The sequence below is a fragment of the Nitrospirillum amazonense genome, assembly GCF_007828035.1.
Classification (GTDB): Bacteria; Pseudomonadota; Alphaproteobacteria; order Azospirillales; family Azospirillaceae; genus Nitrospirillum; species Nitrospirillum amazonense.
Window position 1 is genome coordinate 183350 of sequence record NZ_VITV01000004.1, and the last position, 21745, is coordinate 205094.

Here is a 21745-nt window from a genome sequence, read left to right on the forward strand (position 1 = left end):
GTGCTTTCATCCCGGGCCATCCCTTTGCAGGCGCGGCCTCGGGTTGCAGGATAGCACGGGCGGGCCCCGCCCCGGCAGGCGCGGGTCCCTGCCATCCCGATGGTGCGGGGGTCGCACATCCGCGCCCCACTGGTTAAATGGAGCCTGGTTCGCATGCCGCAATCCCCCACTCCCGGCCGCATGTTCTGCTTCGGCCTGGGCTTCAGCGCCACGGCCCTGGCCCACCGCCTGCTGGACGCCGGCTGGCAGGTGGCCGGCACCTGCCGCACGGCGGAGAAGGCAGCGGCCCTGCGCGCCCAGGGCATCGAGGCCCATGTGTTCAGTCCCGACCAACCGCTGGAGCGGGGCGCCCTCGCCGGCACCACCCATCTGCTGGACTCGGTGCCGCCCACGGCGGAAGGCGACAGGGTGCTGGCGGCCCTCACGCCCGATATTCTGGCCCTGCCCAACCTGCGCTGGGTGGGCTACCTCTCCACCACCGGCGTCTACGGCAACAAGGACGGCGGCTGGGTGGACGAGTCGGCGCCGGTGCAGCCCAGCACGGAACGGGGCAAGGCCCGCGCGGTGGCGGAGGCGCAGTGGATGGCCCTGCACGACGCCCACGGCCTGCCCGTCCATCGCTTCCGCCTGCCGGGCATCTACGGCCCCGGACGCAGCGCCCTGGACCAGATGCGGGCGGGCACCGCCCGGCGGGTGGACAAGAAGGGCCAGGTGTTCAGCCGCATCCACATCCACGATTTGGGCAGCGCGATCATCGCCAGCATGGGGCGGCCCAACCCCGGCGCCATCTACAACGTGGCCGACGATCACCCCTGCCCCTCGCCCGACGTGGTGACCTACGCCGCTGAGCTGCTGGGGATGGAGCCGCCGCCGCTGGTGCCGTTCGAGCAGGCCGAGCTGTCGCCCATGGCCACCAGCTTCTATGGCGAGAACAAGCGCATCTCCAACGCCCGCATCAAGGCGGAACTGGGGGTGACCTTGCGCTATCCCAGCTACCGCGAAGGGCTGGCGGACCAGTTGGCGGCTGAGCGCCAGGTTTAGCGCCCGGCAGGGGCCGCCGGCGCGTAGGCCGAGAAGGTGACGTGGGCCGTCTGCGTCGCCTTCTGCGCCACGTCCAGCCCGCCGTCCTCAGCCGGGGCGGCATCGGCCATCTTGGCCATGGCCATCACCGGCGCGCGCCGCATGCCGCCGCTCATCACCGGGGCGTTGAAGTCCACGCGGCCGACGCGGAACTCGCGGCCGGGGAAGGCGGCGTTCAGGCCCTTCATCTCCTCGGTCACACGGCGGTACAGCGTCTCGCGCAGGCGGGTGCGCACGGCCTCCTGCTCCGCCAGGGTGGGGGTGAAGTCCACGCCTTCCACCCGGATCTGCAGGCCGGCGCGGCTGGCCTGGCGGGCGCGGTCGGCCAGGCCGCCCAACTGCGCTTCCGGCAGGCGGGCCTCAAGCGCCGCCCGCCAATGGTCCAGGCCGGCGGCGTCCTGCTGGCGGTCGAAAGAAACCACGCGCCACTCGCCCTTGTCCGACACGGCCTGCGCCGCCTTCAGCACGTCGGCGCGGGCGGAACCGGCGTTGCCGCCGCCGGCATCCACCGTCAGCGACACGCGCGCCGTGTCGGTCTTCACCCAGTCTTCCGCCGTCAGGGTCAGGGTCACCTGGTCCTGCACCGGCTGCGCCGCCATGACCTGCGCCGTGGCGGGGGCGGCGGCCAGGGGTAAGGCCAAGCTGGCGGTCGCGATCAGGGAGGCGGCAATCAGGCTACGCATCGGGGTCCACCCATCGTTCCTCGGCCGAAGCGGAATGCCCCGGCGGTCCCCCCGCTTGTGGCAAAGGGTCGCGGCGGATTTATGGCGGGAACGACGCCCCGAACGCTCCCCCCCCAGCGGCATCTCATGCCACTGTAGGCCCCGACCGGGGCCGCCGGAGCTTTCCGGGGAGCGTAGCGGACTAGAAAGGGCGAATGCCCGCGCCCGCCGTCTGAGGGAAGTCAGAAATCCAAATCCGCGTAATGCTTGGGCGGTGGGGCGCCCGGCAGGTGGTCACCCAGCAGGGGGCGGAAGCTGGGACGGCACTTGATGCGCATGTACCAGTCCTTGGCCTCAGGATGCTGGTCCCAGGGCACGTCGCCCAGATAGTCGATGGTCGACAGGTGCGCCGCCGCGGCGATGTCGGCCAGCGAGAAGTCGTCCCCGGCCAGCCATTTCCGCCGGTCCGCCAGATAGGCGATGTAGTCCAGGTGGTAGTGGATGTTGGCGAGGCCGGCGCGGATGGCCTGGGCATGCGGCGTGCCGGAACCGGAGAAGCGCTTGATCAGCTTCTCCCCCACCAGGTTTTCCGTCACCTCCTGGTTGAACTTGACGTCGAACCAGGCGGCAAGGCGCCGCACCTCCGCCCGCAGCAGGACCTCGCGGCCCAGCAGCGTGGGGGCGTGGGGGTAGGCCTCTTCCAGGTAATTGCAGATGGCGGCATGTTCCACCACCGTCGCCCCGTCATCCTCGACCAGCACCGGCAATTCGCCAGCCGGATTCAGCGCCAGGAACTCCTCACGGCGTTCCCAGGGCTTTTCGACCTCGAGTTCGACCTCGAGGCGCTTTTCCGCCAGCACGACGCGGACCTTGCGCGCGAAGGGGGACAAGGGATGGTGGACAAGTGTACGCATGTGGGCCGGCAATCTAACGTAAGCGCGTGGATTTCAATAGAGCCTAAAGGCCTTAAGCGGAGATCACCCTATGGCCATGCCCGAGTCACCCCGCCCAGAAATTAAGATAGAGCCCATTGGCGCCAATGACGAGGCCGCATGGCGCCCCCTATGGGATCAATACTGCGCTTTTTACCAGGTCAGCGTGGATCCGGGCGTGACAACCACGTTATGGGCGCGCTTGCACGATCCAAATTCGGCCCTGAAGGCGCTGGTGGCTCGCGACGCGGAGGGGCGCGTCCTGGGCTTCTGCCACTACGTCCTGCACCCCAACACCTGGGGCACCAGCCTGATCTGCTATCTGGAGGATCTGTTCACCGACCCGGCGTCGCGCGGCCAGGGCGTGGGCCGGGCCCTGATCGGGCGCTTGGCCGAACTGGGCCGCGAACATGGCTGGGGCCGCGTCTACTGGCACACGCACGAGACCAACGCCACCGCCCGCCGCCTGTACGACAGCGTGACCGACGGCGCGGACGGCTTCGTGCGCTACGTCATCCGGCTGTAGCGCATGCGTCAATCCGACGCGGGGCGCATCCCGAGCCACGACCGGTGTTTTACTGACAGAAATGCCACCGATCACCCCTCAATCCTCCTGATATTGGGGCCAAGTCATTGGTTCGCCACAGCGGGCAAGTTGATTTATGCATAGATGGGACGGGGAAATGCTTCCTGGAAAAATGAAGACGGCCATCACCATGGCCGCGCTGCTTGGCATCTGTGGCTGCACCTCCAGCAGCACGAGCCAGTCCAGTAAATCGCCACAATACACGGCCGCCCTCACGAAACTGTTCGTGATCACCAATATGGGCAACGGCCTGCGCACGACGTTCGGCGATGAAACCGACGATTTCATCACGCTGACCAAGGCCAGCCTGGACAGCTGCGGCGTCAAAGCGGAATTCCATACCAGGGACCCACTGGCGCTGAAGGACACCCTGCCCCAGCAGGTGGCCCAGTTCGGCCCCGACGCCGTCTTGGAGCTGTCCTGGAGCAAGGATGTCTCGGGCCGGACCACGCACGTCATCGACTACACCGCCAACCTCTACGACCCGAAGAGCCGGTCGGTGGTGTGGACGGCAACCATCACCCTGAACCAGCACTACAAGGCCGGGGCGGAAATGGCGGGTACCCTGATCGGCCAGATGAAAAAGGATGCGCTGCTGGGCGCCTCCTGCCAGGCGCCCAAGGCGTCGTGACGGGCGGCCAGACAATCAACACGTGTGGGATGGGGATCATGACTTCCAGGAAAATCCTGACGGCCGCCGCCGTAGCGGCCCTACTGTCCGTCTGCGGGTGCGTTTCCAGCACCAAGGTCGAATCGAACCGGGCGGCCGACTATACCCCCAACATCAAGAAGCTGTTCATCCTGCCCAACCTGGGAAAGACGCTGATCACTGTTGACGGCAACGAGACCGGGCACGTCCTCGCCCTGCTGAAGGCCGGGTTCGAGGGATGTGGCATCACCGCCACGGGCTATGCCGTACAGGCCCTGGCCACCCCCAAAGCCATCGATGACGCCGCTCCCGACGCCGTCCTGGACATCGCCTGGACCAAACAGACGCAACAGGGTTACGACAACACCGTCGATTATCTGGTGTCCCTGTACGACAGGCACGGCAAGGCCATCGTCTGGAAAGCCACCATTGAACTCAATCAGCACCTGAAGGCGGCGGAGGAACTGTCCTACGCCATCACCAGCCGCATGCAAAAGGATGGCCTGGTCGGCGCCGCCTGCGTGACGCCTAAGCCCAATCTGTGATCCGTCCGGAAGCCGGCAGATAAAAGGGCGGCCCACCGGGACCGCCCTTCCATCTCAGCGCATCATCGGTCGATCAGACGGCGGTCCCCCGGCGCGGCTTGGCCACGGCCACGCGGTCATGGCTGCGGATGAAGTCGCGCACGCGCGGCATGATGTGCTCGCGCCAGCGGCGGCCGTTGAAGATGCCGTAGTGGCCGACACCGGTCTGCAGGTGGTGCCGCTTCATACCATCCTCCAGACCGCTGCACAGCGCGTGGGCCGCCACCGTCTGGCCGGGGGCGGAGATGTCGTCCAGTTCACCCTCGACCGTGAACAGCGCCGTCTTCTTGATGGCCGACGGGTCGACGCGCATTCCGCGGTATTCCAGGGTGCCCTTGGGCAGGTCGTGATCCTGGAACACGATCTTGACCGTCTGCAGGTAGAACTCCGCCGTCAGGTCCATGACCGAGAGGTATTCATCGTAGAAGCGGCGGTGGGCCTCCGCACTCTCGCCATCGCCGCGCACCAGGTGCTTGAACAGGTCGACGTGGGCGCCGACGTGCCGGTCCAGGTTCATGGACATGAAGCCGGTCAGCTGGATGAAGCCCGGGTAGACGTGGCGCATGGCGCCCGGATAGTAGACCGGGACCGAGGTGGTCACCGTGCGTTCGAACCAGCCGATGTCACGGGTTTCGGCCAGCTGGGTCACCTGGGTGGGCGATACGCGGGTGTCGATAGGGCCGCCCATCAGGGTCATGCTGCGCGGCTGGCAGGTATCTTCCATCTGCGCCATGACGGCCGCGGCCACCAGGACCGGCACGGCCGGCTGGCAAACGGCGATTACATGGGTGTCCGGACCCAGGAAGCGGATGAAATCCATGACGTATTCGACGTAGTCGTCGAAGTCGAAGCGACCGCGTGACAGGGGCACCAGCTTCGCATCCACCCAGTCGGTGATATAGACGTCGTGGGAGGGCAGCAGCGCCTCCACCGTGCCGCGCAGCAGAGTGGCGTAGTGGCCCGACATCGGCGCCACCACCAGCACCTTGGGATCACTGTGCGGCGTGGCGCGCTGGAAATGACGCAGGACGCAGAAGGGCTTGCGCAGCGCCGCCTCTTCCGTCACCGCGACCTCGCGGCCGTCGATGTGGGTGATGTTCAGGCCGAATTCCGGCTTGCCCCAGCGGCGCGTCGTGCGCTCGATCAACTCACCGGCGGCGGCCATGGCGCGGCCCATGCCGGTGTAGGAGGCCGGGACGAAGGGATTGCGGAAGGTCGCCTGCGTCGCCTCCGCCACGAGGCGGAGCGGGGTCAGGGCGGCATGGTGCATGTCAAACAGCTGGTACAGCACGCGGATCATCCTCGTCATTGGACGTGGCGGCGCCGGACATCCCTTGCGGTGGGTTGGGCGGCGTCTCGGGGACACGAAGGCTTGCCGCGATGGCGGCCCCAGGCGCGCCGCTTACCCAACTGCCGGCCCCGGACCTATATCCGAGGGGGTAGGCGGCCATTCAACTACGCCTCGTCCCTTATCCTACGTAGGTAAGGATGAAAAGGCCCTTAATGAAGGGGGCGAACGATACCGGTCACATTCTCGCAATGAAAGACCGATTTCTTCAAGCCGTCTCGTGATCCTGGCCTCTCCTCAAAAAGAAGGACGGCGGTCCCGCGCCGGGTGGTCCATCCTTAAACCGCCGGCGTTCCCGCGATGTTCCGGCCATGATGGCGAAAGCCACAGGAAGCAGTGGACAGCGACCCTGCGGGGCCCCTAGATATGGGCTTATCCTAGCTCCGCACCGCTATCCCTGGCCCTGCCTGCGCCTTACGGCGGGCCATGCCCCAGAGCCGTCATGTCCCACGCCCGGCCCCTTTCCGTCAGCCTGTTCGATCAGGAGCCTGATTTTCCGGACACCGGTTATCCGGATGCCGGCTTCCATGACTCCGGGCATCCGGAGGCCGGTGACTTCGTGCCCGACCATTACGGCGACGCGCCGGAGCCCAGCATCATCCACGGCGACTGGCCGGAGGATGATGCGCCGCAGGGCACGCGGGACCCGGTGGCGACGGCGCGGGACATCCTGAAGCGCGTCTACGGCTATTCCGCCTTCCGCGGCAACCAGGAAGACATCATCACCCACGTCATCCAGGGCGGCGACGCCCTGGTGCTGATGCCCACCGGCGGCGGCAAGTCGCTGTGCTTCCAGATCCCGGCCCTGGCGCGGCCGGGCGTGGCCATCGTCGTCAGCCCCCTGATCGCCCTGATGCGCGACCAGGTGGACACGCTGCGCCAGGCCGGCGTGCGCGCCGCCTACCTGAACTCCACCCTGGACTGGCGCGAGGCGCTGGACGTGGAGCGGGCGTGCGAGCGGGGCGATTTGGACCTGTTGTACGTGGCGCCGGAGCGGCTGGTCACCCCGCGCTTCCTGGAACTGCTGGATAGGTCCCGCATCAGCCTGTTCGCCCTGGACGAGGCGCACTGCGTCAGCCAATGGGGCCACGACTTCAGGCCGGAATACCTGCAGCTGTCGGTGCTGCACGAGCGTTTCCCCACCGTGCCGCGCATCGCGCTGACGGCCACGGCGGACGCGCAGACCCAGGCCGACATCGTGGAACGCCTGGCCCTGGGCGAGGCGCGGCAGTTCGTCTCCAGCTTCGACCGGCCCAACATCACCTATCGCGTGGCGCCCAAGGATAATGAGCGCCGGCAGCTGCTGGACTTCATTCGCCGCCACCATGCGGAGGACGCGGGCATCGTCTATTGCCTGTCGCGCGCCCGGGTGGAAGCGCTGGCCGACTGGCTGAAGGAACAGGGCCTGGACGCCCTGCCCTACCACGCCGGGCTGGATGCGTCCGTGCGCCAGGCCAACCAGGACCGCTTCATCAAGGGCGAGGGCGTGGTGGTGGTGGCGACCATCGCCTTCGGCATGGGCATCGACAAGCCCAACGTCCGATTCGTGGTGCATATGGACGCGCCCAAGAGCCTGGAGGCTTATTATCAGGAAACCGGCCGCGCCGGCCGCGATGGCCTGCCCGCCAACGCCCTGATGCTGTACGGCCTGCAGGACGTGGTCATGCTGCGCCAGATGATGGACGCCTCGGACAGCAGCGCCCAGCACAAGCGGACGGAGCGGCGCAAGCTGGACGCCTTGCTGGGCTTCTGCGAGACCGCCCATTGCCGCCGCCAGGTGCTGCTGACCTATTTTGGCGAGGAGCATCCCGGCAACTGCGGCAACTGCGACACCTGTTTCGAGCCGGTGGAGACCTGGGACGGCACGGTGGCGGCGCAGAAGGCGCTGTCGGCCGTCTATCGCACCGGCCAGAAGTTCGGCGTGGGCCACCTGATCGACGTGCTGCGCGGCGGCGCCACGGAGAAGGTGGTGCGTTTCGGCCATGACCAGCTGAAGACCTTCGGCTGTGGTGCTGAAATTTCCAAGGGCGACTGGCAGACGGTGTTCCGCCAACTGGTGGCGCTGGGCCACCTGACCGCCGACCCGGAGGGACACGGTGGCCTGATGCTGACCGACCAGGCGGCATCGGTGCTGAAAGGGCAGGAGACGGTGCGCCTGCGCCGCGATCGCGCCGTGCTGTCAGGCGACGGGCGCCGCGGCGGCGGCCGTGCCGGCGGCGGACGCGCGGGCCCCTCGCTGGCCCCGCCGGATGACAAGCTGTGGCACAAGCTGAAGGCCGTGCGCCTGGAACTGGCCAAGGCCCAGGGCGTGCCGCCCTACGTCATCTTCCACGACAGCACGTTGATGGAAATGGTGATCAGCCGCCCGCGCGACCTGACCGGCCTGGGCCTGCTGCCCGGCGTGGGCGTGCGCAAGCTGGAGCGCTATGGCGCGACTTTCTTGGACGCCATCCTCTCCGAGGCTGACTAGCGCTCCCTCAAACGCCGGGCGCCGCCATCCGGCGGCTTGGCTTCCTCGCTGCCCCCTGCGGTGCTCGCTGCGGCGGCCGCGGTCGCGGCCTAGCCCAGTTCCATGAGAACTGGGCCTCATGCACCCTGGCCGAGCGGGCGCACCTGGAGCGTAGCGACAAGGACGCGACCGCGTCCGCCGGAGATTTCCGGGGAGCGTAGCGGACTGGAAATCGAGGACAGCCAAGGGGCGGATGCCCCGCCGGCGCCTGAGGCAAACTAAATAGACTCAAAACCTCACCGCGCTGTTGCCATCCGCGTTTCGGTCTGCTAATACCCCCCTCCATTCCAAGGGGCGCCCCAATAGCTCAGTGGTAGAGCAACCGCTTCGTAAGCGGTAGGCCGTTGGTTCAAATCCGACTTGGGGCACCATCCTTCCCATCATCCCCGCATCATCGGTCTGACGAACGTCCAGCTGGGCGCGGAATTGCCATCCCCTGCGACGCACGGTCGCACGATTGCAATATGATGACGGTATGGTGGCGCCACCCTGGTTTCCACCCATCGCTGGATGCACCGCCCATGTCCGAGCAGTTGCCCCGTCACATCGTCACCTCCTACGAAAACGAGCTGCAGCGCCTGGACGCGCTGCTGGCGGAAATGGGCGGCCGGGCCGAACAACAGCTTCAACAGGCGACCCGCGCCGTGCTGGAGCGCGACGACGCGCTGGCGCGTGAGACCGTGGCGCAGGACCAGGTGCTGGACGCGCTGGAGCATGAGGTCGAAAGCCTGATCATCCGCCTGCTGGCCCTGCGGCATCCCATGGCCATCGACTTGCGGCACACCCTGGCCGCCCTGAAGGCCGCCAACGCGCTGGAACGCGTCGGCGACTATGCGAAGAACATGGCCAAGCGCGCCCTGGTGCTGAACAGCGTCCCCGCCATCAGCGCCACGGCCTCGGTCGGGCGCCTGTCGGACCTGGCCCGCAAGCAGCTGGCCGGCGCCATCGAGGCCTTCACCCGCCGCGATACCGCCTTGGCCGCCGAAGTCTGGCGCCGTGATGCGGAGTTGGATGACATGCACGCCGGCGTGACGCAGGAGATTTTCGCCTTCGTCGCCAAGGATGCCAGCCTGATCGAAGCCTGCACCAGCCTGCAGTTCATCGCCAAGAACCTGGAGCGCGTGGGGGATCTGGCCACCAACATCGCCGAGATGGTGCAGTTCGACGCCACCGGCACGCTGGTGGACCCCGGCCGTCCGCGCGGCGGCGAGGCGCACTGATCAACTGACCGCTTGTACCGGCCGGGGCCAGACGGTTCCGGTTCCCGGTTGACGGCCTCCCGGGCCGCCGCTCCCCGTTCCCGAGTCTGGCGGCCCGGCGTTTTTGCACGGCCGTCCCGCGCGAGCCGGCGCCAGACGGCGCGCGCCCTTGATCCACCAACGCCCGATGGCGGCCCAGGACGCGGCTGGCCGGCTGTAGGGGGACTACCCCTATCGCCTAGTTTCAGGTTCCCGGGAGGCGTGTGTCCCCACAACTTGCCCACATCTGCTTTTTCTTTTCCCGCGAGGCGCTTAGCCGAATTTCGCGACGCCGAGACCTGTCACGGTTGCCAAATCAACCCCAACCACAGGTTCGGATTATATGAATTAACCCGTTCATCATTTGGGTGATGAGCTACGATCTTAGGAAAGGATTTGAAAACGCGGCGTCGCGTAAAAGAATACATATCCTTTTGCTACCGGTTCATTGCTTGACATCTTTTACGCCATGAGCTTTAGGTAATGTGTCCTGTATCACAGAGCAGGACCCAACTGCCAAAACTCTCGGCCCGCCACTTCTTGAAGTGTGCGGGCCGTATTTTATCCAAAATACACTTCACCACCCCCGGTCGTTTCTGAACGGCGCCGCAACCACGTCAGGTAAAGCACACGGTGACTTGGGCCGTTGCGCCTCCGGTTCGGCCAAGACCGGATGTGATCCAGCGCGCGCTTATGCCGCAGCCGTGTTATGAAGGGTCGATCCATGACCGGAACGGCTGCCTTCCCCATGCTGCTTGCTGAATTGACCGCCCTGATCCAGGTGTTGCTGATCGACCTCGTCCTGGCAGGGGACAACGCCCTGGTGGTGGGCATGGCGGCCAGCGGCGTGCCGCTTGAAAAGCGCCGCAAGGTCATCTTCTGGGGCATCGGGGTGGCCGTGCTGATGCGCATCGGCTTCGCCCTGCTGGCGACCCGCCTGCTGGACATTATCGGCCTGACCCTGGCCGGCGGCATCCTGCTGCTGTGGGTGTGCTGGAAACTGTGGCGCGAACTGCGCCAGCACGGCAAGGAACAGGCGGAAGCGACCGAGGGGGAACCCCACATCCCGTCGCTGGCGGGGAAGAGCGTGGGCACGGCCATCCGGCAGATCGCGCTGGCCGATGTCTCCATGTCGCTGGACAATGTGCTGGCCGTGGCGGGCGCCGCCGAGGACCACACCTGGGTCATGGTGCTGGGCCTGGTGCTGTCCGTCGCCCTGATGGGTGCGGCCGCCACCCTGATCGCCCGCCTGCTGGCCCGCTATTTCTGGATCTCCTATATCGGCCTGGCCATCATCGCCTATGTCGCCTGCCACATGATCTGGGACGGCGGCACGGAGGTGGCGCCCTTCGCCCAGCCCTTGATCGACATGATCCGCCGCATTTGACGCCCGACAGTGGGCGTCGCCTGACGGCGGCGCCGGGCTCCCAGGTTGTTCCGTCAACGCGCCGGGGAATCTCGGCAGGGGAGGCATGCGATGTCGCCCCCGCCGCAACCGTCCGGGCATTTGATCGCAGGCGCAAAAAGCGGTAAACCTCGCGCGCGCGCCTTTCCGCGCAAGCCTTCGATCACGCACGTCACCAGCCCGGTATTCCTATTTCATAAGGGCTTCATAAGGGGCGTCACGAAGGGTGTCGGAATGGCCGTCCGCATCGTTGGCCATGACACCCGCTGAAGGGTGCCAGCGACGCGGTACCATCCCCTTCCCCTAGGAGGCCACTCCTGTGTCCACGATCACCGGTCACGACACGCTGAAAACCCGCCGCAGCCTGAGCGTCGGCAGCAAGAGCTATGACTACTTCAGCCTCAAGGCGGCTGAGGAAGCCGGCCTGGGCGACCTGTCCCGCCTGCCCTACAGCCTGAAGGTGCTGCTGGAGAACCTGCTGCGCTTCGAGGACGGCCGCACCGTCAGCGTCGACGACGTGAAGGCCGCCGCCCAGTGGCTGGTCGACCGCCGCAGCGACCGTGAGATCGCCTACCGCCCCGCCCGCGTGCTGATGCAGGACTTCACCGGCGTTCCCGCCGTGTGCGACCTGGCCGCGATGCGCGAGGCCATGGTGGGCCTGGGTGGCAAGCCGGAGCGCATCAACCCGCTGACCGCCGTCGACCTGGTCATCGACCACTCGGTGATGGTGGACTACTTCGGCGGCCCCGACGCCTTCCAGAAGAACGTCGACGTCGAATTCCAGCGCAACGGCGAGCGCTACGCCTTCCTGCGCTGGGGCCAAAAGGCCTTCAACAACTTCCGCGTCGTGCCGCCCGGCACCGGCATCTGCCACCAGGTGAACGTTGAGTACCTGGCCCAGACCGTGTGGACCGACGGCGACCAGACCGGCGCCACCGTCGCCTACCCCGACACCCTGGTCGGCACCGACAGCCACACCACCATGGTGAACGGCCTGGGCGTGCTGGGCTGGGGCGTGGGCGGCATCGAGGCTGAGGCGGCCATGCTGGGCCAGCCCATCTCCATGCTGATCCCGGAAGTCATCGGCTTCCGCCTGACGGGCAAGCTGAAGGAAGGCGCCACGGCGACCGACCTGGTGCTGACCGTCACCCAGATGCTGCGCAAGAAGGGCGTGGTGGGCAAGTTCGTGGAGTTCTTCGGCCCCGGCCTGGACGCCCTGACCCTGGCCGACCGCGCGACGATCGCCAACATGGCCCCGGAATACGGCGCCACCTGCGGCATCTTCCCGATCGACGCCGAGACCATCCGCTTCCTGAACTTCACCGGCCGTGACGCCGACCGCGTCGCCCTGGTGGAGGCCTATGCCAAGGCCCAGGGCATGTGGCGCGACGCCAACAGCCCGGAGCCGGTGTTCACCGACACGCTGGAACTGGACCTGAACAGCGTCGAGTCCTCGCTGGCCGGCCCGAAGCGCCCGCAGGACCGCGTGCTGCTGTCCAACGCCAAGACCGAGTTCGAGGGCGTGTTCGCCAAGGACTATGCCGGCAAGCCCGCCAGCAACCCGGCCAAGGTCGCCGGTGAGGACTTCACGGTCGACCACGGTGACGTGGTGATCGCGGCCATCACCAGCTGCACCAACACCTCCAACCCCAACGTGCTGGTCGCCGCCGGCCTGCTAGCCAAGAAGGCGGTCGAGGCCGGCCTGGCCACGAAGCCGTGGGTGAAGACCTCGCTGGCCCCTGGCAGCCAGGTCGTGACCGACTACCTGAACGCCGCCGGCCTGACCCCATACCTGGACAAGCTGGGCTTCAACCTGGTCGGCTACGGCTGCACCACCTGCATCGGCAACTCCGGCCCGCTGCCCGAGGCCATCGGCGCCGCGGTGGACGCCAACGACCTGCTGGCCTGCTCCGTCCTGTCGGGCAACCGCAACTTCGAAGGCCGCGTGAACCCGCAGGTGAAGGCCAACTACCTGGCCTCCCCGCCGCTGGTCGTGGCCTACGCCCTGGCTGGCACCTTGCGCAAGGACCTGACCACCGAGCCGCTGGGCAAGGGCAAGGACGGCAAGGACGTCTTCCTGAAGGACATCTGGCCGAGCAGCGCCGAGATCGAGGACGCCATCTCCAAGTCCCTGACGCCGGAGATGTACCGCTCGCGCTACGCCAATGTGTTCCTGGGCCCGCAGCAGTGGCAGTCCATCGAGACCGCCACCGGCCTGACCTACAAGTGGGAAGACGACAGCACCTATGTGAAGCTGCCGCCGATCTTCGAAGGCATGACCACCACCCCGGGTGCGGTGCATGACGTGAAGAAGGCCCGTCCGCTGGCCATCCTGGGCGACAGCATCACCACCGACCACATCTCCCCCGCCGGTTCGATCAAGAAGACCAGCCCCGCTGGCACCTACCTGATCGGCCACGGCGTGGAGCCGGTGGACTTCAACGGCTATGGCGCCCGCCGCGGCAACCACGAAGTCATGATGCGCGGCACCTTCGCCAACATCCGCATCAAGAACGAAATGGTGCCGGGCGTCGAAGGCGGCGTGACCAAGTACATCCCCACCGGCGACGTCATGTCGATCTACGACGCCGCCATGAAGTACCAGGCCGATGGCACCCCGCTGGTGGTGTTCGCCGGCCAGGAGTACGGCACCGGCTCATCCCGTGACTGGGCGGCCAAGGGCACCCGCCTGCTGGGCGTCCGCGCCGTGGTGGCCGAGAGCTTTGAGCGCATCCACCGGTCCAACCTGGTGGGCATGGGCGTGCTGCCCCTGCAGTTCAAGGACGGCGCCAGCCGCAAGACCCTGGGCCTGGACGGCACCGAGGTCATCGACATCACCGGCGTCGAGGCCGGCCTGAAGCCCCGCATGGACCTGACCCTGACCATCACCCGTGCGGATGGCAAGGTCGACACCGTGCCGGTGCTGTGCCGCATCGACACCCTGGACGAGGTCGACTACTTCAAGCACGGCGGCATTCTGCAGTACGTGCTGCGCAACATGCTGAACCAGCCGCAGGCGGCCGAGTAAGCAGACGTATTGGTTCCCGGCGGTCTTCGGATCGCCGGGGCCAAAAGGAAAGGGGCGCAACCCGGCCGGGCTGCGCCCCTTTTTTCATGACCGCACGAACGGAAATGGATCAATCAAACTGCAGGTCGCTGACGGCACCGCCCACCTCGGAGACCGGCAACAGGCCGGCCGCCGTCAGGTCGCCCGCCGCCACCAGCAGGGTGCGGCCGGCGGCGCCGGGGATGCCGGCGGCCTGGGCCAGGCTGGCCAGGGCCTCGCGGGTCGGCGCCTGGCTGATGACGCCGTTGCCGTAGATGAGGATGGATACGGCCAGGGTGCCCGGCCGGCTCTTTTCCACCAGGGCCGCCGCGTTCATCAGGCCGCGCAGGGTGGAGACGCGGGGGAAGCCGCTGTCGCTGAGGGTGTCGCCCGCCTCATCCAGCACCCAGTGGCGGCCCACCAGGTCCTCCACGCCCACCAGGATGGCCAAGGGCATGCCCCGGTGCCGGCCCGTGGCCACGGCCACCAGGCCGCCGTCCTGCGGCGTCTGCGGCAGCTGCACGGTGCCCCCCAGGATGTGCTTCACGCTGTCCAGCACCGAGGCCACGGCCTGGGCCAGCGCCTCCGCCCCCGTGGGCCGCATCAGGCTGGGCCAGGCGCCAAACACCAGGGAGGCGAGGCCGGCGGTGCCGCCGTCGGCCCGGTCCCCCGGGGCGGACGCGGGCGCACGGCGCAGCTTTTCCTCCACGGCGTCCAGCCGGCCGGCCAGAGCCTGGACGGTGCCGGCGTCGCCGGCCGCCCTGGCGGTGTCCGGGGCCTTGGCCTCACCGCCGGTGGGTGGCGGCAGGGCGGGGAGGCCGCCCTTCACCTGGTCGCGCAGGTCGCGCAGGTCCAACTGGGTGGTGCGCACGGCGTTGACCACGCGCAGCAGCGATTCATGCAGATGGTCGACCAGGCCACTGAGCTGTTCCGGCAGGGGGCCGGGGGGCAGGTCGGGCAGGCGCACGCCGTTCACCGCCTTGGCGTGGCTGAGCCAGTTTTCCAGGACGCCCACGCGCTGGGTCACATCTTCCAGAGTATGCTTCAGCTCGCCCATGCCCCGGGACAGGCGCTCCGCCTCTTCCGCCGGCCGGCCGGCATGATGGCTGACCACCCCCGTCAGATGGGCCACGCGTTCACGCAGTTCCTGGATGGACTGGCCCAGAGCATTGATGCGCATCGTTTCCGGTAGCGAAACGACGGCGGAGTGCATGGCCGTTAGATCGTTACGCAGGTCGCGCAACCGGCTGCCGACATGCAGCGCCAGATCGCGGACGATGGATTCGGCGTAATCGAAGGGATCGACGCCCTCTTCGATTTCACCCTCCCGTGCGCCCCCTTCCTGCACAGCCGGCGTCACGACCTCGGCGTCCATGATAGGCGCATCGCCGGCCGGCGCATCAGCGGCGGGCGCACCGGGGGACGGGCTATGGGTACCCGGACCGGCGTCGCCATCGGGGCCTGGGGCGTCACGGTGCTCGTCGGTCATGGCATCGCTCACGAGGATCGGGGAAAAGGGACTGGCGTCTAGAGATCGCCGGCAATGGCTTCTAGCAGACGGGCACGGCGCTTGTCCGCCTGTTCGCGTGGTAGACGCGGTACGGCTGTGGCCGGGCGCCGCGACACTGGCGGCTGGGGCGGCGGCACCGGCGCGTCGGAGGAGGCCTGGGGCGGAGTCTGCACCACCACCGGTGTCACCAGCGACGGCGCCTCGGCCGTCTCCGCCACCGGGGAAGGAGGCGGGGGCGCGGGCGGGACGGGTGCCACCGGCGCGGGCTGGGCCGGCGTCGACTTGAACGAATGCAGCGTCACCCGGGCCGCGGTAGCGGGGGCGGAGGCCATGCGGATCGCCCCGGGCACGGTGACGGCAGCGGCAGGAACACGCGGCGGCACCGGCTGGCTGGGCGTGGACAGGGGACGGGCCGGCAGGGGGGCGGCGACGGCCGACGGGCGCACGGGCGTTGGCGGAGCGGCGCGGAGCGACATGGCCCCCGGCACGCGGGGGGTGGGCGTGGGTACGGCCCGCATCTCCGCCTGGCCGGCCGAAGCGTCGCGGCCCTTGGACGCCAGGCTGGTGAACAGCGGCCCGGCGCGTGACGGCTGCGGCCCGGGCACGGGCTGGGCCGCGGGGGCCGGGGCCGGCTGGACGGGGACCGACAGGGGGGCGGTGCCCACGGCGGCGCTGGGCGGCGCCGGCGGGGCGATGGGCGCTGGGGCCGGAGACATCTCCGCCTCCGTCCGGACGGCGGGGGCCGGTGCGGGCGCCGGGGAGGCGGTCGGGGTTTCATTCGGCCCCCTGACGCCATCGCTGACGTCGGTCAGCAGGCGGCGCAGCACCGTGGCGGCGGCGGAGCGCGGTTCCCCCACCCGGTCAAGCGCCTTGGCGGTGAGGGCCGGATCGATACTGATCTGCAGGAAGCCGAATTGTTCGCTCGACAGCGACTGGAGCTTGCGGGTTAGGCCCTCGGCCTGTTCCTCACCCGCGACATAGCGGCGGATGGTCTCAATGGTGGAAGTGACGACAGCGGCGTCGCGCACGGCGCGGGAAGAGAAGACGGGGCTGCGGCCCCCATCGGATCGGCCGCCCCCATCGGATCGGCCAATGTCCATGCGCGCAGGCTCCGCCCCGGCGCCCGCTTGGCCGGACGCCCCGGGTCCATGCGATGCATCCCGCCCGGACGTTTCCCCCTGGGGCCCGTTGCCGTCAGGCCCGTTGGTGGGAAGGAGAGCATCCGGCGAGGCGGACGCATCATCCCCCTTGCCGGCGATCCAGCCCATCACCTTCCGAAACATGCCACCCTGCCCCCTGCAAGAGACCGGATTATGACCCCGCGGGTCCCGGCACGGCAAACGGTTTGCACCGGCCGTAAGTTCTCGACGGACTAATGGTTACCACGGCCTGTCAGGCCGATTCAATTTTCCATCCCCAGCGAATTCTTCGGGCTCTTGAGCCCTGTAATGCAAGAAAAAAGGCGTCTTCTGCCGAGCTTCATCCCATTTCTCCGCGCTGGCGTGACAAGTGGGGGACAGCAATCGTGGATTGATCCATCCAACACCCGGATTCCACTTATCCCCGGGGGCGCGGGCGGAGCGGCGCCGGACCGAATTATAAAATTTTAGGGATTTTGTCTGTCCGATAATTACGCGGTCCATTCGCAAATATGATTGGCCGATTCCCACCGCCGTCGTACAGTCCGCGCGGGGAATGGGTCCTGGCTGCTACCTAATCAGGGATCAGGTCGGCTCCCGCGCCCCATGTGGCGGTGGACCAGTTGGCAGTGGCCCACTTGGCTGTTGAATCGCCGGCGCCAAAGCCGGCGGATCGATCCGGATCGGACTACGGGGTAACCGGACGTGCGGCGCTTGAAACGGGGATTGCGGCGAAGGGACCGCCCGCTGGTGGGGCGTCCCCCCTCTGGCGGCCGCCGTGCCGACCCCTTGGAAGCCCTGGGCCGCCGCGCCGAATCCGTGCCGCGTGGGCAGCTGATCGAACTGGGCCAACTGATCCTGATGGCCCTGAACCATCGCGAGGACGCGTGGCTGGTGCCGGTGCTGACGGTGGTGGTGGCTGGCGGTGCCGCCACCTGGGCGCCCTGGCCCGCCGTCGCCGCCTGGGCCCTGCTGTCGGTCGCGACGGTAGGCGTGTCACAGCTGGCCCTTCATCGTTTCCTGACCCAGGCCGACCACGTGACCGATTCCCGCCCCTGGCTGCGGCTGCTGGCGACCGCCCGCCTGCTGCCCTCGGTGGTGTGGAGCCTGCTGCCCCTGTTCGCCTGGCCGGGCGACCACATGGCCGGCCGCTTTTTCCTGATCCTGGTGCTGGGTGCAGCCATGGCCCTGCGCACCAGCGGCACCGCCCCCCATCCCCTGGTGCTGCGGCTGCAACTGGTGCCGCCCGCCCTGGCGCTGCTGGTCCTGACGGGCACCGCCCTGGCAGGCCCCCGCGCCAGCGTCAGTGCGGACGCGCCGGGCCTGGCCCTGGTCCTGAGCAGCCTGCTCTATCCCGTGTTCCTCTACCGCATGGGGCGGCAGACCTGCCTGCGCATGCGCCACATGCTGGAACTGCAGCTGGACCTGACGGCGGCCAAACGCGCCGCCGACCAGGCCAACGGCGCCAAGTCCAGCTTCCTGGCGACGCTGAGCCATGAAATCCGCACTCCCATGACCGGCATCCTGGGCCTGACCCAGCTGCTGCTGGAAACAGGCCTGTCGATGCGCCAGCGCGACTATGTCCGCACCGTGCACGAGTCCGGCGAATCCCTGCTGGCCATCCTGAACGACGTGCTGGATCTGTCGAAGGTCGAGGCCGGCAAGCTGGAGATCGAGCGGACGGCCTTCGACACCGGCCCGCTGCTGGACGGGGTGCGCAACCTGATGGCCGGCCGCGCCGCAGAAAAGGGGCTGGACCTGCAAATCCGCAAGGGCCCCGGTTTCCCCGAACGCCTGATGGGCGACCCCTTGCGCCTGCGCCAAGTGCTGCTGAACCTGGTGGGCAACGCTATCAAGTTCACCGAGCGGGGTTGGGTGCGCATCAGCGCGTCGGCCGACCGCCTGGCCGACGGCCGGCTTCAGTTCGGCATCATCGTGTCCGACACCGGCGTCGGCGTGCCGGAGGCGGCGCAGGGCCGACTGTTCGAGACCTTCGGCCAGGCCAGCGCCGAGGTCACCCGCCGCTACGGCGGCAGCGGCCTGGGCCTGGCCATCGCCAAACAGCTGGTCCAGGCCATGGGCGGGGAGATCGGCTTCCACAGCCGGCCGGGGGATGGCAGCCATTTCTGGTTCACCATCCCCACGGCGGAACCGGAGGCGGGCACCGCCACCGGCGCGATGGACCCCCAGGCCACCGCCATCGCCCTGCCGCCGCTGGCGGTGCTGGTGGTGGAGGATGTGACCGCCAACCAGGTGGTGCTGGACGCCCTGCTGCGGGCGCGGGGACACAAGGTCACCGTGGCCGCCGACGGCGCCGCCGCCGTCCGGCTGGTGGCCCGCGGCCGTTTCGACCTGGTGCTGATGGACATGCAGCTGCCGGGCATCGATGGGCTGGAGGCGGCGCGCCGCATCCGCGCCCTGCCCGACGCCACGCGCGCCCAGGTGCCGGTGGTGGCCACCACAGCCAACACCGACGCCGCCGACGGTGGCCGCTGCCTGGCGGCGGGCATGGACGGCTTCGTCACCAAGCCCCTGCGGCCGGAGGCGCTGGTCGAGGCCATGCACCAGGCGTGGGTGGCGCGCGGCGCGCGGGTCTGGCCGGAGGAGCCGGCGACGGAAGGCGCGGCCCAGCTGGACATGCGCCAGATGGACACCGTCGCCCAGGCCATCGGGCCTCATGACATGCCGGAATTCATCGCCATCACCGCCCGCACCCTGGTGGAGACGGCGGAACGCTTCCTGGAAAAGGTGTCGGGTGGCGACCTGCCAGGCGCGGGCCAGGCCGCCCACACCCTTTATGGCGTGGCCGCCAACGTGGGCCTGTCGGGGCTGTCGGCCGACGCCCGCCGGGCGCAGCAGGCCCTGCGCGACGACCACCCCGAAATCCAGCGCGCCCTGGCCATCCGCCTGCGGGACAACGCGGAAGAGGCGGCGGAGATGCTGGACCGCTGGCTTGGCGAATGGCTGGGCGGCCAGCCGACCGCCTCGCACAGCGCCGTCGCCTGACGAAAGCGGCCTTTGACCGGTCGCGATCAAAGGCCGCGCCTGTCAGTGCGGGGTCACCGGGGTCGCGGTGGGGGCCCGCGGCGTGAGGGGAATGCCGCCGTCATTGTGCGGCGTGGCCGCCGGATTCGCCGCCGGGCTGCCGGCGGGGCCCGGCCCGTCCGGGCCCTCATCGGGCGGCGGGGGCGGGCCATCGGGGAAGGGCGGATGATCGAAGCGACCCTCCGGCCATCCCGGCCCGCCCGGACCGCGCCCGTCAGGCCCGCGCCCGTCCGGACGGGGGCCATGCATACCGCCCAGGATGAAGGGGGCCTTCATCTCCGACAGCTTCTTGCGGCCTTCGGGCGACATCCGGGATAGGGCGTCGACCAGGGCCGACTGGCGCGACGCCTCGAAGGCGCGGCGGCTGTCCGCCACCTTGCGCAGGGCAGCGGCAAAGGCCTGGGCGTCGAAGGGCTCGGCCGCCAGCAAGGGCTGGATTTCGGCCCAGCTTTCCCGGGCCTGCTTCTCCAGCGCCTGGAAGTCGGCACGGTCGGGCGCCATGGCCTTCTGCAGCAGCTCGGCGTCCGCCGGCGGCAGGATGTCGGACAGCGGACGCGGCCGGTAGTTCAGGCCGGGCGCCGGCCCACGCTCCGGCCCCACCTCGTGGTGCCGCAGAAGATGGGGGACGAAGGTGCCGGCCAGGAACAGGTTCACACCGACCGACGCGATGAGCAGGGGCCCACGCCACCGGCTGGAAAACACACTCATCGGGCGTGGGTCTCCACGGTGTAGGAAGTGAACAGCAGGCTGGGCATGTCCGTGACGTCGGCCTGCGCCGTCTCCACCGCCGTTCCGGCCTGGGCCGTCGTGGTCTCCGCGCCGGACAGCGTGGCGGACGGCATGGTCATGACCCCCACCAGGATGCCCGCCACCGTGGCGCCCGCCAGCCACCCGGCCTGCGGCGCCCGCACGCTGAGCCACGACAGGGCCGTGCGCACCAGGTCGAAGGGTGAGGGCAGGAAGGTGTCCAGCTTGTGCGGCGCGGCCTTGGCCGCCGCCGGCGCGGTCACCGCGTCCAGCCGAGCCAGGGCGCCGGCCACCACGCTGTCCACCCGGGCGGCGGAAATCTCCGGCTCCGCCACCATGGACAGCAGGGCGTCCAGCCGCGCCTCGTTCACCACCAGCTCATGCGCGGCACCGTCCATGGCCAGCGCGCGCACCGCCGCAGCCCGGCGATCCGCCGGCCAACGGGCGGGGTTGCCGCCGTACACGGCCGTCAATGCCGCGATATCCTCCACGTCCACCGTGGACCATTCCCTGTCAGCCATGACCAACCCCCTAGACCTCACCCGTATCCTGAACCACACCGGACAGGCGCGCCCGCAACGCGCGCCGGGCCCGGGCCAACAGCGACTCAACCGCCGAAACAGACAGGGACAGGATTTGCGCGGCGTCGGCGGCGCTGCGCTCCTCGTAATAGCAGAGCGTGACGGCCAACCGCTGCCGTTCCGGCAGCTCCGCCAAGGCCTGCGACACCAATTTGGCCGTCTGTTGCCGCGCCATCACATTCACCGCGGATGGCGTCGGGTCGGGCGGCTCCGGTATTCCGTCCAAGCCGGCGAAGGCGGGACGCCGGCGCCGGTCCACACATAAGTTCACCACCACCCGGTGCAGCCAGGTGGAGAAGCGGGCGCGGCCGTCGGGGATCCAGTTCTTGGCCCCCGTCCACACCCGCAGCATCGCCTCCTGCACCACCTCGTCGGCGTCGGCCGCGTTGCCCAGGACGCGCTGAGCCAGTTTCATGGCCTTGGGCGCGTGGCGGGCGGCCAGCAGGGCGAAGGCCTGCCGGTCCCCCTGGGCGATGCGGGCCAGCAGGGCGTCATCGCCCGGCTCCGGCCCCAGCCCCATCAAGGTGCCGGCCGGGTTGCCCGCATATGGGGCGGCGGCGGAAGCCGAAGCCGTGCCCACGCGCGGCTGCGGCTGGACAGATTCGTCCATCAGTTCCCCTGAAGAGTGACCCGGGACGTCTATGTCGCGAAGAGCATACATGACCCCTTATACGGGCCATGGGC

The 21745-nt window shown here is 68.6% G+C and carries 17 protein-coding genes and 1 tRNA gene; 10 read left to right on the forward strand and 8 right to left on the reverse strand.

Annotated features, from left to right (window positions below):
• The first annotated feature begins 153 nt into the window (after positions 1-153).
• The gene (locus FBZ87_RS12295; RefSeq protein ID WP_145610622.1) at positions 154-1041 is read left to right on the forward strand and encodes an SDR family oxidoreductase; all 888 of its coding nucleotides are present in this window, start codon (positions 154-156) and stop codon (positions 1039-1041) included.
• Here FBZ87_RS12295 and FBZ87_RS12300 read toward each other — a convergent pair.
• The gene (locus tag FBZ87_RS12300) at positions 1038-1763 is read right to left on the reverse strand and encodes a hypothetical protein (RefSeq protein WP_145610623.1); all 726 of its coding nucleotides are present in this window, start codon (positions 1761-1763) and stop codon (positions 1038-1040) included. The genes FBZ87_RS12295 and FBZ87_RS12300 overlap by 4 nt on opposite strands.
• A gap of 221 nt (positions 1764-1984) precedes the next feature.
• Complete coding sequence (locus FBZ87_RS12305) at positions 1985-2656, reverse strand: glutathione S-transferase family protein (RefSeq protein ID WP_040844380.1); 672 nt, start codon at positions 2654-2656, stop codon at positions 1985-1987.
• A gap of 76 nt (positions 2657-2732) precedes the next feature.
• Between FBZ87_RS12305 and FBZ87_RS12310 the strand changes: the two genes are divergently transcribed.
• The 3 genes from FBZ87_RS12310 to FBZ87_RS12320 all read left to right on the forward strand — a co-directional run bounded on the left by FBZ87_RS12310 (position 2733) and on the right by FBZ87_RS12320 (position 4454).
• Positions 2733-3200 (forward strand): GNAT family N-acetyltransferase, encoded by a 468-nt coding sequence (locus FBZ87_RS12310; RefSeq protein ID WP_145611096.1) that lies wholly within the window; start codon positions 2733-2735, stop codon positions 3198-3200.
• Positions 3201-3357: 157 nt separating this feature from the next.
• The gene (locus FBZ87_RS12315) at positions 3358-3891 is read left to right on the forward strand and encodes a hypothetical protein (protein ID WP_145610624.1); all 534 of its coding nucleotides are present in this window, start codon (positions 3358-3360) and stop codon (positions 3889-3891) included.
• Between the two features lie 38 nt (positions 3892-3929).
• Entirely contained in the window at positions 3930-4454 is a 525-nt protein-coding gene (locus FBZ87_RS12320; protein ID WP_145610625.1) for a hypothetical protein, read from the forward strand.
• 73 nt (positions 4455-4527) lie between these two features.
• Here FBZ87_RS12320 and FBZ87_RS12325 read toward each other — a convergent pair whose 3' ends face one another.
• Positions 4528-5793, reverse strand: a complete 1266-nt coding sequence (locus FBZ87_RS12325) for a polyhydroxyalkanoate depolymerase (protein ID WP_145611097.1) — start codon at positions 5791-5793, stop codon at positions 4528-4530.
• 490 nt (positions 5794-6283) lie between these two features.
• On the opposite strand from FBZ87_RS12325, the gene recQ reads away from it, so the two are divergent.
• The 5 genes from recQ to acnA all read left to right on the forward strand — a co-directional run bounded on the left by recQ (position 6284) and on the right by acnA (position 14021).
• Entirely contained in the window at positions 6284-8311 is a 2028-nt protein-coding gene (recQ, locus tag FBZ87_RS12330; RefSeq protein ID WP_145610626.1) for a DNA helicase RecQ, read from the forward strand.
• 335 nt (positions 8312-8646) lie between these two features.
• Positions 8647-8721 (forward strand) — tRNA-Thr (locus FBZ87_RS12335).
• A gap of 150 nt (positions 8722-8871) precedes the next feature.
• Positions 8872-9570 carry a phosphate signaling complex protein PhoU gene (gene phoU / locus FBZ87_RS12340; protein ID WP_186454734.1) on the forward strand — a complete coding sequence of 233 codons (699 nt, stop codon included), beginning with the start codon at positions 8872-8874 and terminating at the stop codon, positions 9568-9570.
• Between the two features lie 742 nt (positions 9571-10312).
• Complete coding sequence (locus FBZ87_RS12345; RefSeq protein WP_145610628.1) at positions 10313-10975, forward strand: TerC family protein; 663 nt, start codon at positions 10313-10315, stop codon at positions 10973-10975.
• Positions 10976-11312: 337 nt separating this feature from the next.
• Entirely contained in the window at positions 11313-14021 is a 2709-nt protein-coding gene (gene acnA / locus FBZ87_RS12350; RefSeq protein WP_145610629.1) for an aconitate hydratase AcnA, read from the forward strand.
• 109 nt (positions 14022-14130) lie between these two features.
• Here the strand turns inward: acnA and FBZ87_RS12355 are convergent, their stop codons facing one another.
• A complete protein-coding gene (locus tag FBZ87_RS12355) occupies positions 14131-15528 on the reverse strand; it encodes a hypothetical protein (RefSeq protein WP_145610630.1) in 1398 nt (465 codons plus the stop codon).
• Positions 15529-15566: 38 nt separating this feature from the next.
• On the reverse strand, positions 15567-16649 hold the full coding sequence (locus FBZ87_RS30060; protein ID WP_145610631.1) for a hypothetical protein: 1083 nt from the start codon (positions 16647-16649) through the stop codon (positions 15567-15569).
• A 789-nt stretch (positions 16650-17438) separates the two neighbouring features.
• On the opposite strand from FBZ87_RS30060, the gene FBZ87_RS12365 reads away from it, so the two are divergent.
• Positions 17439-19694 (forward strand): ATP-binding protein, encoded by a 2256-nt coding sequence (locus FBZ87_RS12365; RefSeq protein ID WP_145610632.1) that lies wholly within the window; start codon positions 17439-17441, stop codon positions 19692-19694.
• Positions 19695-19736: 42 nt separating this feature from the next.
• Here FBZ87_RS12365 and FBZ87_RS12370 read toward each other — a convergent pair whose 3' ends face one another.
• Genes FBZ87_RS12370 through FBZ87_RS12380 form a run of 3 tightly spaced genes read right to left on the reverse strand, consistent with a single transcriptional unit; the run spans position 19737 to position 21671 of the window.
• Complete coding sequence (locus FBZ87_RS12370) at positions 19737-20441, reverse strand: periplasmic heavy metal sensor (RefSeq protein ID WP_145610633.1); 705 nt, start codon at positions 20439-20441, stop codon at positions 19737-19739.
• Positions 20438-21001 carry a hypothetical protein gene (locus tag FBZ87_RS12375; RefSeq protein WP_145610634.1) on the reverse strand — a complete coding sequence of 188 codons (564 nt, stop codon included), beginning with the start codon at positions 20999-21001 and terminating at the stop codon, positions 20438-20440. Before FBZ87_RS12375 ends, FBZ87_RS12370 begins: the two co-directional genes overlap by 4 nt.
• Before the next feature lie 10 nt (positions 21002-21011).
• Positions 21012-21671, reverse strand: a complete 660-nt coding sequence (locus FBZ87_RS12380) for an RNA polymerase sigma factor (RefSeq protein ID WP_246134376.1) — start codon at positions 21669-21671, stop codon at positions 21012-21014.
• Positions 21672-21745: the final 74 nt, after the last annotated feature.

Bases quoted from the DNA above. Each gene is read 5' to 3' on its own strand.
- FBZ87_RS12295 (WP_145610622.1), top strand. From the start codon at position 154: ATGCCGCAATCCCCCACTCCCGGCCGCATGTTCTGCTTCGGCCTGGGC.
- FBZ87_RS12300 (WP_145610623.1), bottom strand. From the start codon at position 1,763: ATGCGTAGCCTGATTGCCGCCTCCCTGATCGCGACCGCCAGCTTGGCC.
- FBZ87_RS12305 (WP_040844380.1), bottom strand. From the start codon at position 2,656: ATGCGTACACTTGTCCACCATCCCTTGTCCCCCTTCGCGCGCAAGGTC.
- FBZ87_RS12310 (WP_145611096.1), top strand. From the start codon at position 2,733: ATGCCCGAGTCACCCCGCCCAGAAATTAAGATAGAGCCCATTGGCGCC.
- FBZ87_RS12315 (WP_145610624.1), top strand. From the start codon at position 3,358: ATGCTTCCTGGAAAAATGAAGACGGCCATCACCATGGCCGCGCTGCTT.
- FBZ87_RS12320 (WP_145610625.1), top strand. From the start codon at position 3,930: ATGACTTCCAGGAAAATCCTGACGGCCGCCGCCGTAGCGGCCCTACTG.
- FBZ87_RS12325 (WP_145611097.1), bottom strand. From the start codon at position 5,793: ATGATCCGCGTGCTGTACCAGCTGTTTGACATGCACCATGCCGCCCTG.
- recQ (WP_145610626.1), top strand. From the start codon at position 6,284: ATGTCCCACGCCCGGCCCCTTTCCGTCAGCCTGTTCGATCAGGAGCCT.
- phoU (WP_186454734.1), top strand. From the start codon at position 8,872: ATGTCCGAGCAGTTGCCCCGTCACATCGTCACCTCCTACGAAAACGAG.
- FBZ87_RS12345 (WP_145610628.1), top strand. From the start codon at position 10,313: ATGACCGGAACGGCTGCCTTCCCCATGCTGCTTGCTGAATTGACCGCC.
- FBZ87_RS12355 (WP_145610630.1), bottom strand. From the start codon at position 15,528: ATGACCGACGAGCACCGTGACGCCCCAGGCCCCGATGGCGACGCCGGT.
- FBZ87_RS30060 (WP_145610631.1), bottom strand. From the start codon at position 16,649: ATGGACATTGGCCGATCCGATGGGGGCGGCCGATCCGATGGGGGCCGC.
- FBZ87_RS12370 (WP_145610633.1), bottom strand. From the start codon at position 20,441: ATGAGTGTGTTTTCCAGCCGGTGGCGTGGGCCCCTGCTCATCGCGTCG.
- FBZ87_RS12375 (WP_145610634.1), bottom strand. From the start codon at position 21,001: ATGGCTGACAGGGAATGGTCCACGGTGGACGTGGAGGATATCGCGGCA.
- FBZ87_RS12380 (WP_246134376.1), bottom strand. From the start codon at position 21,671: ATGGACGAATCTGTCCAGCCGCAGCCGCGCGTGGGCACGGCTTCGGCT.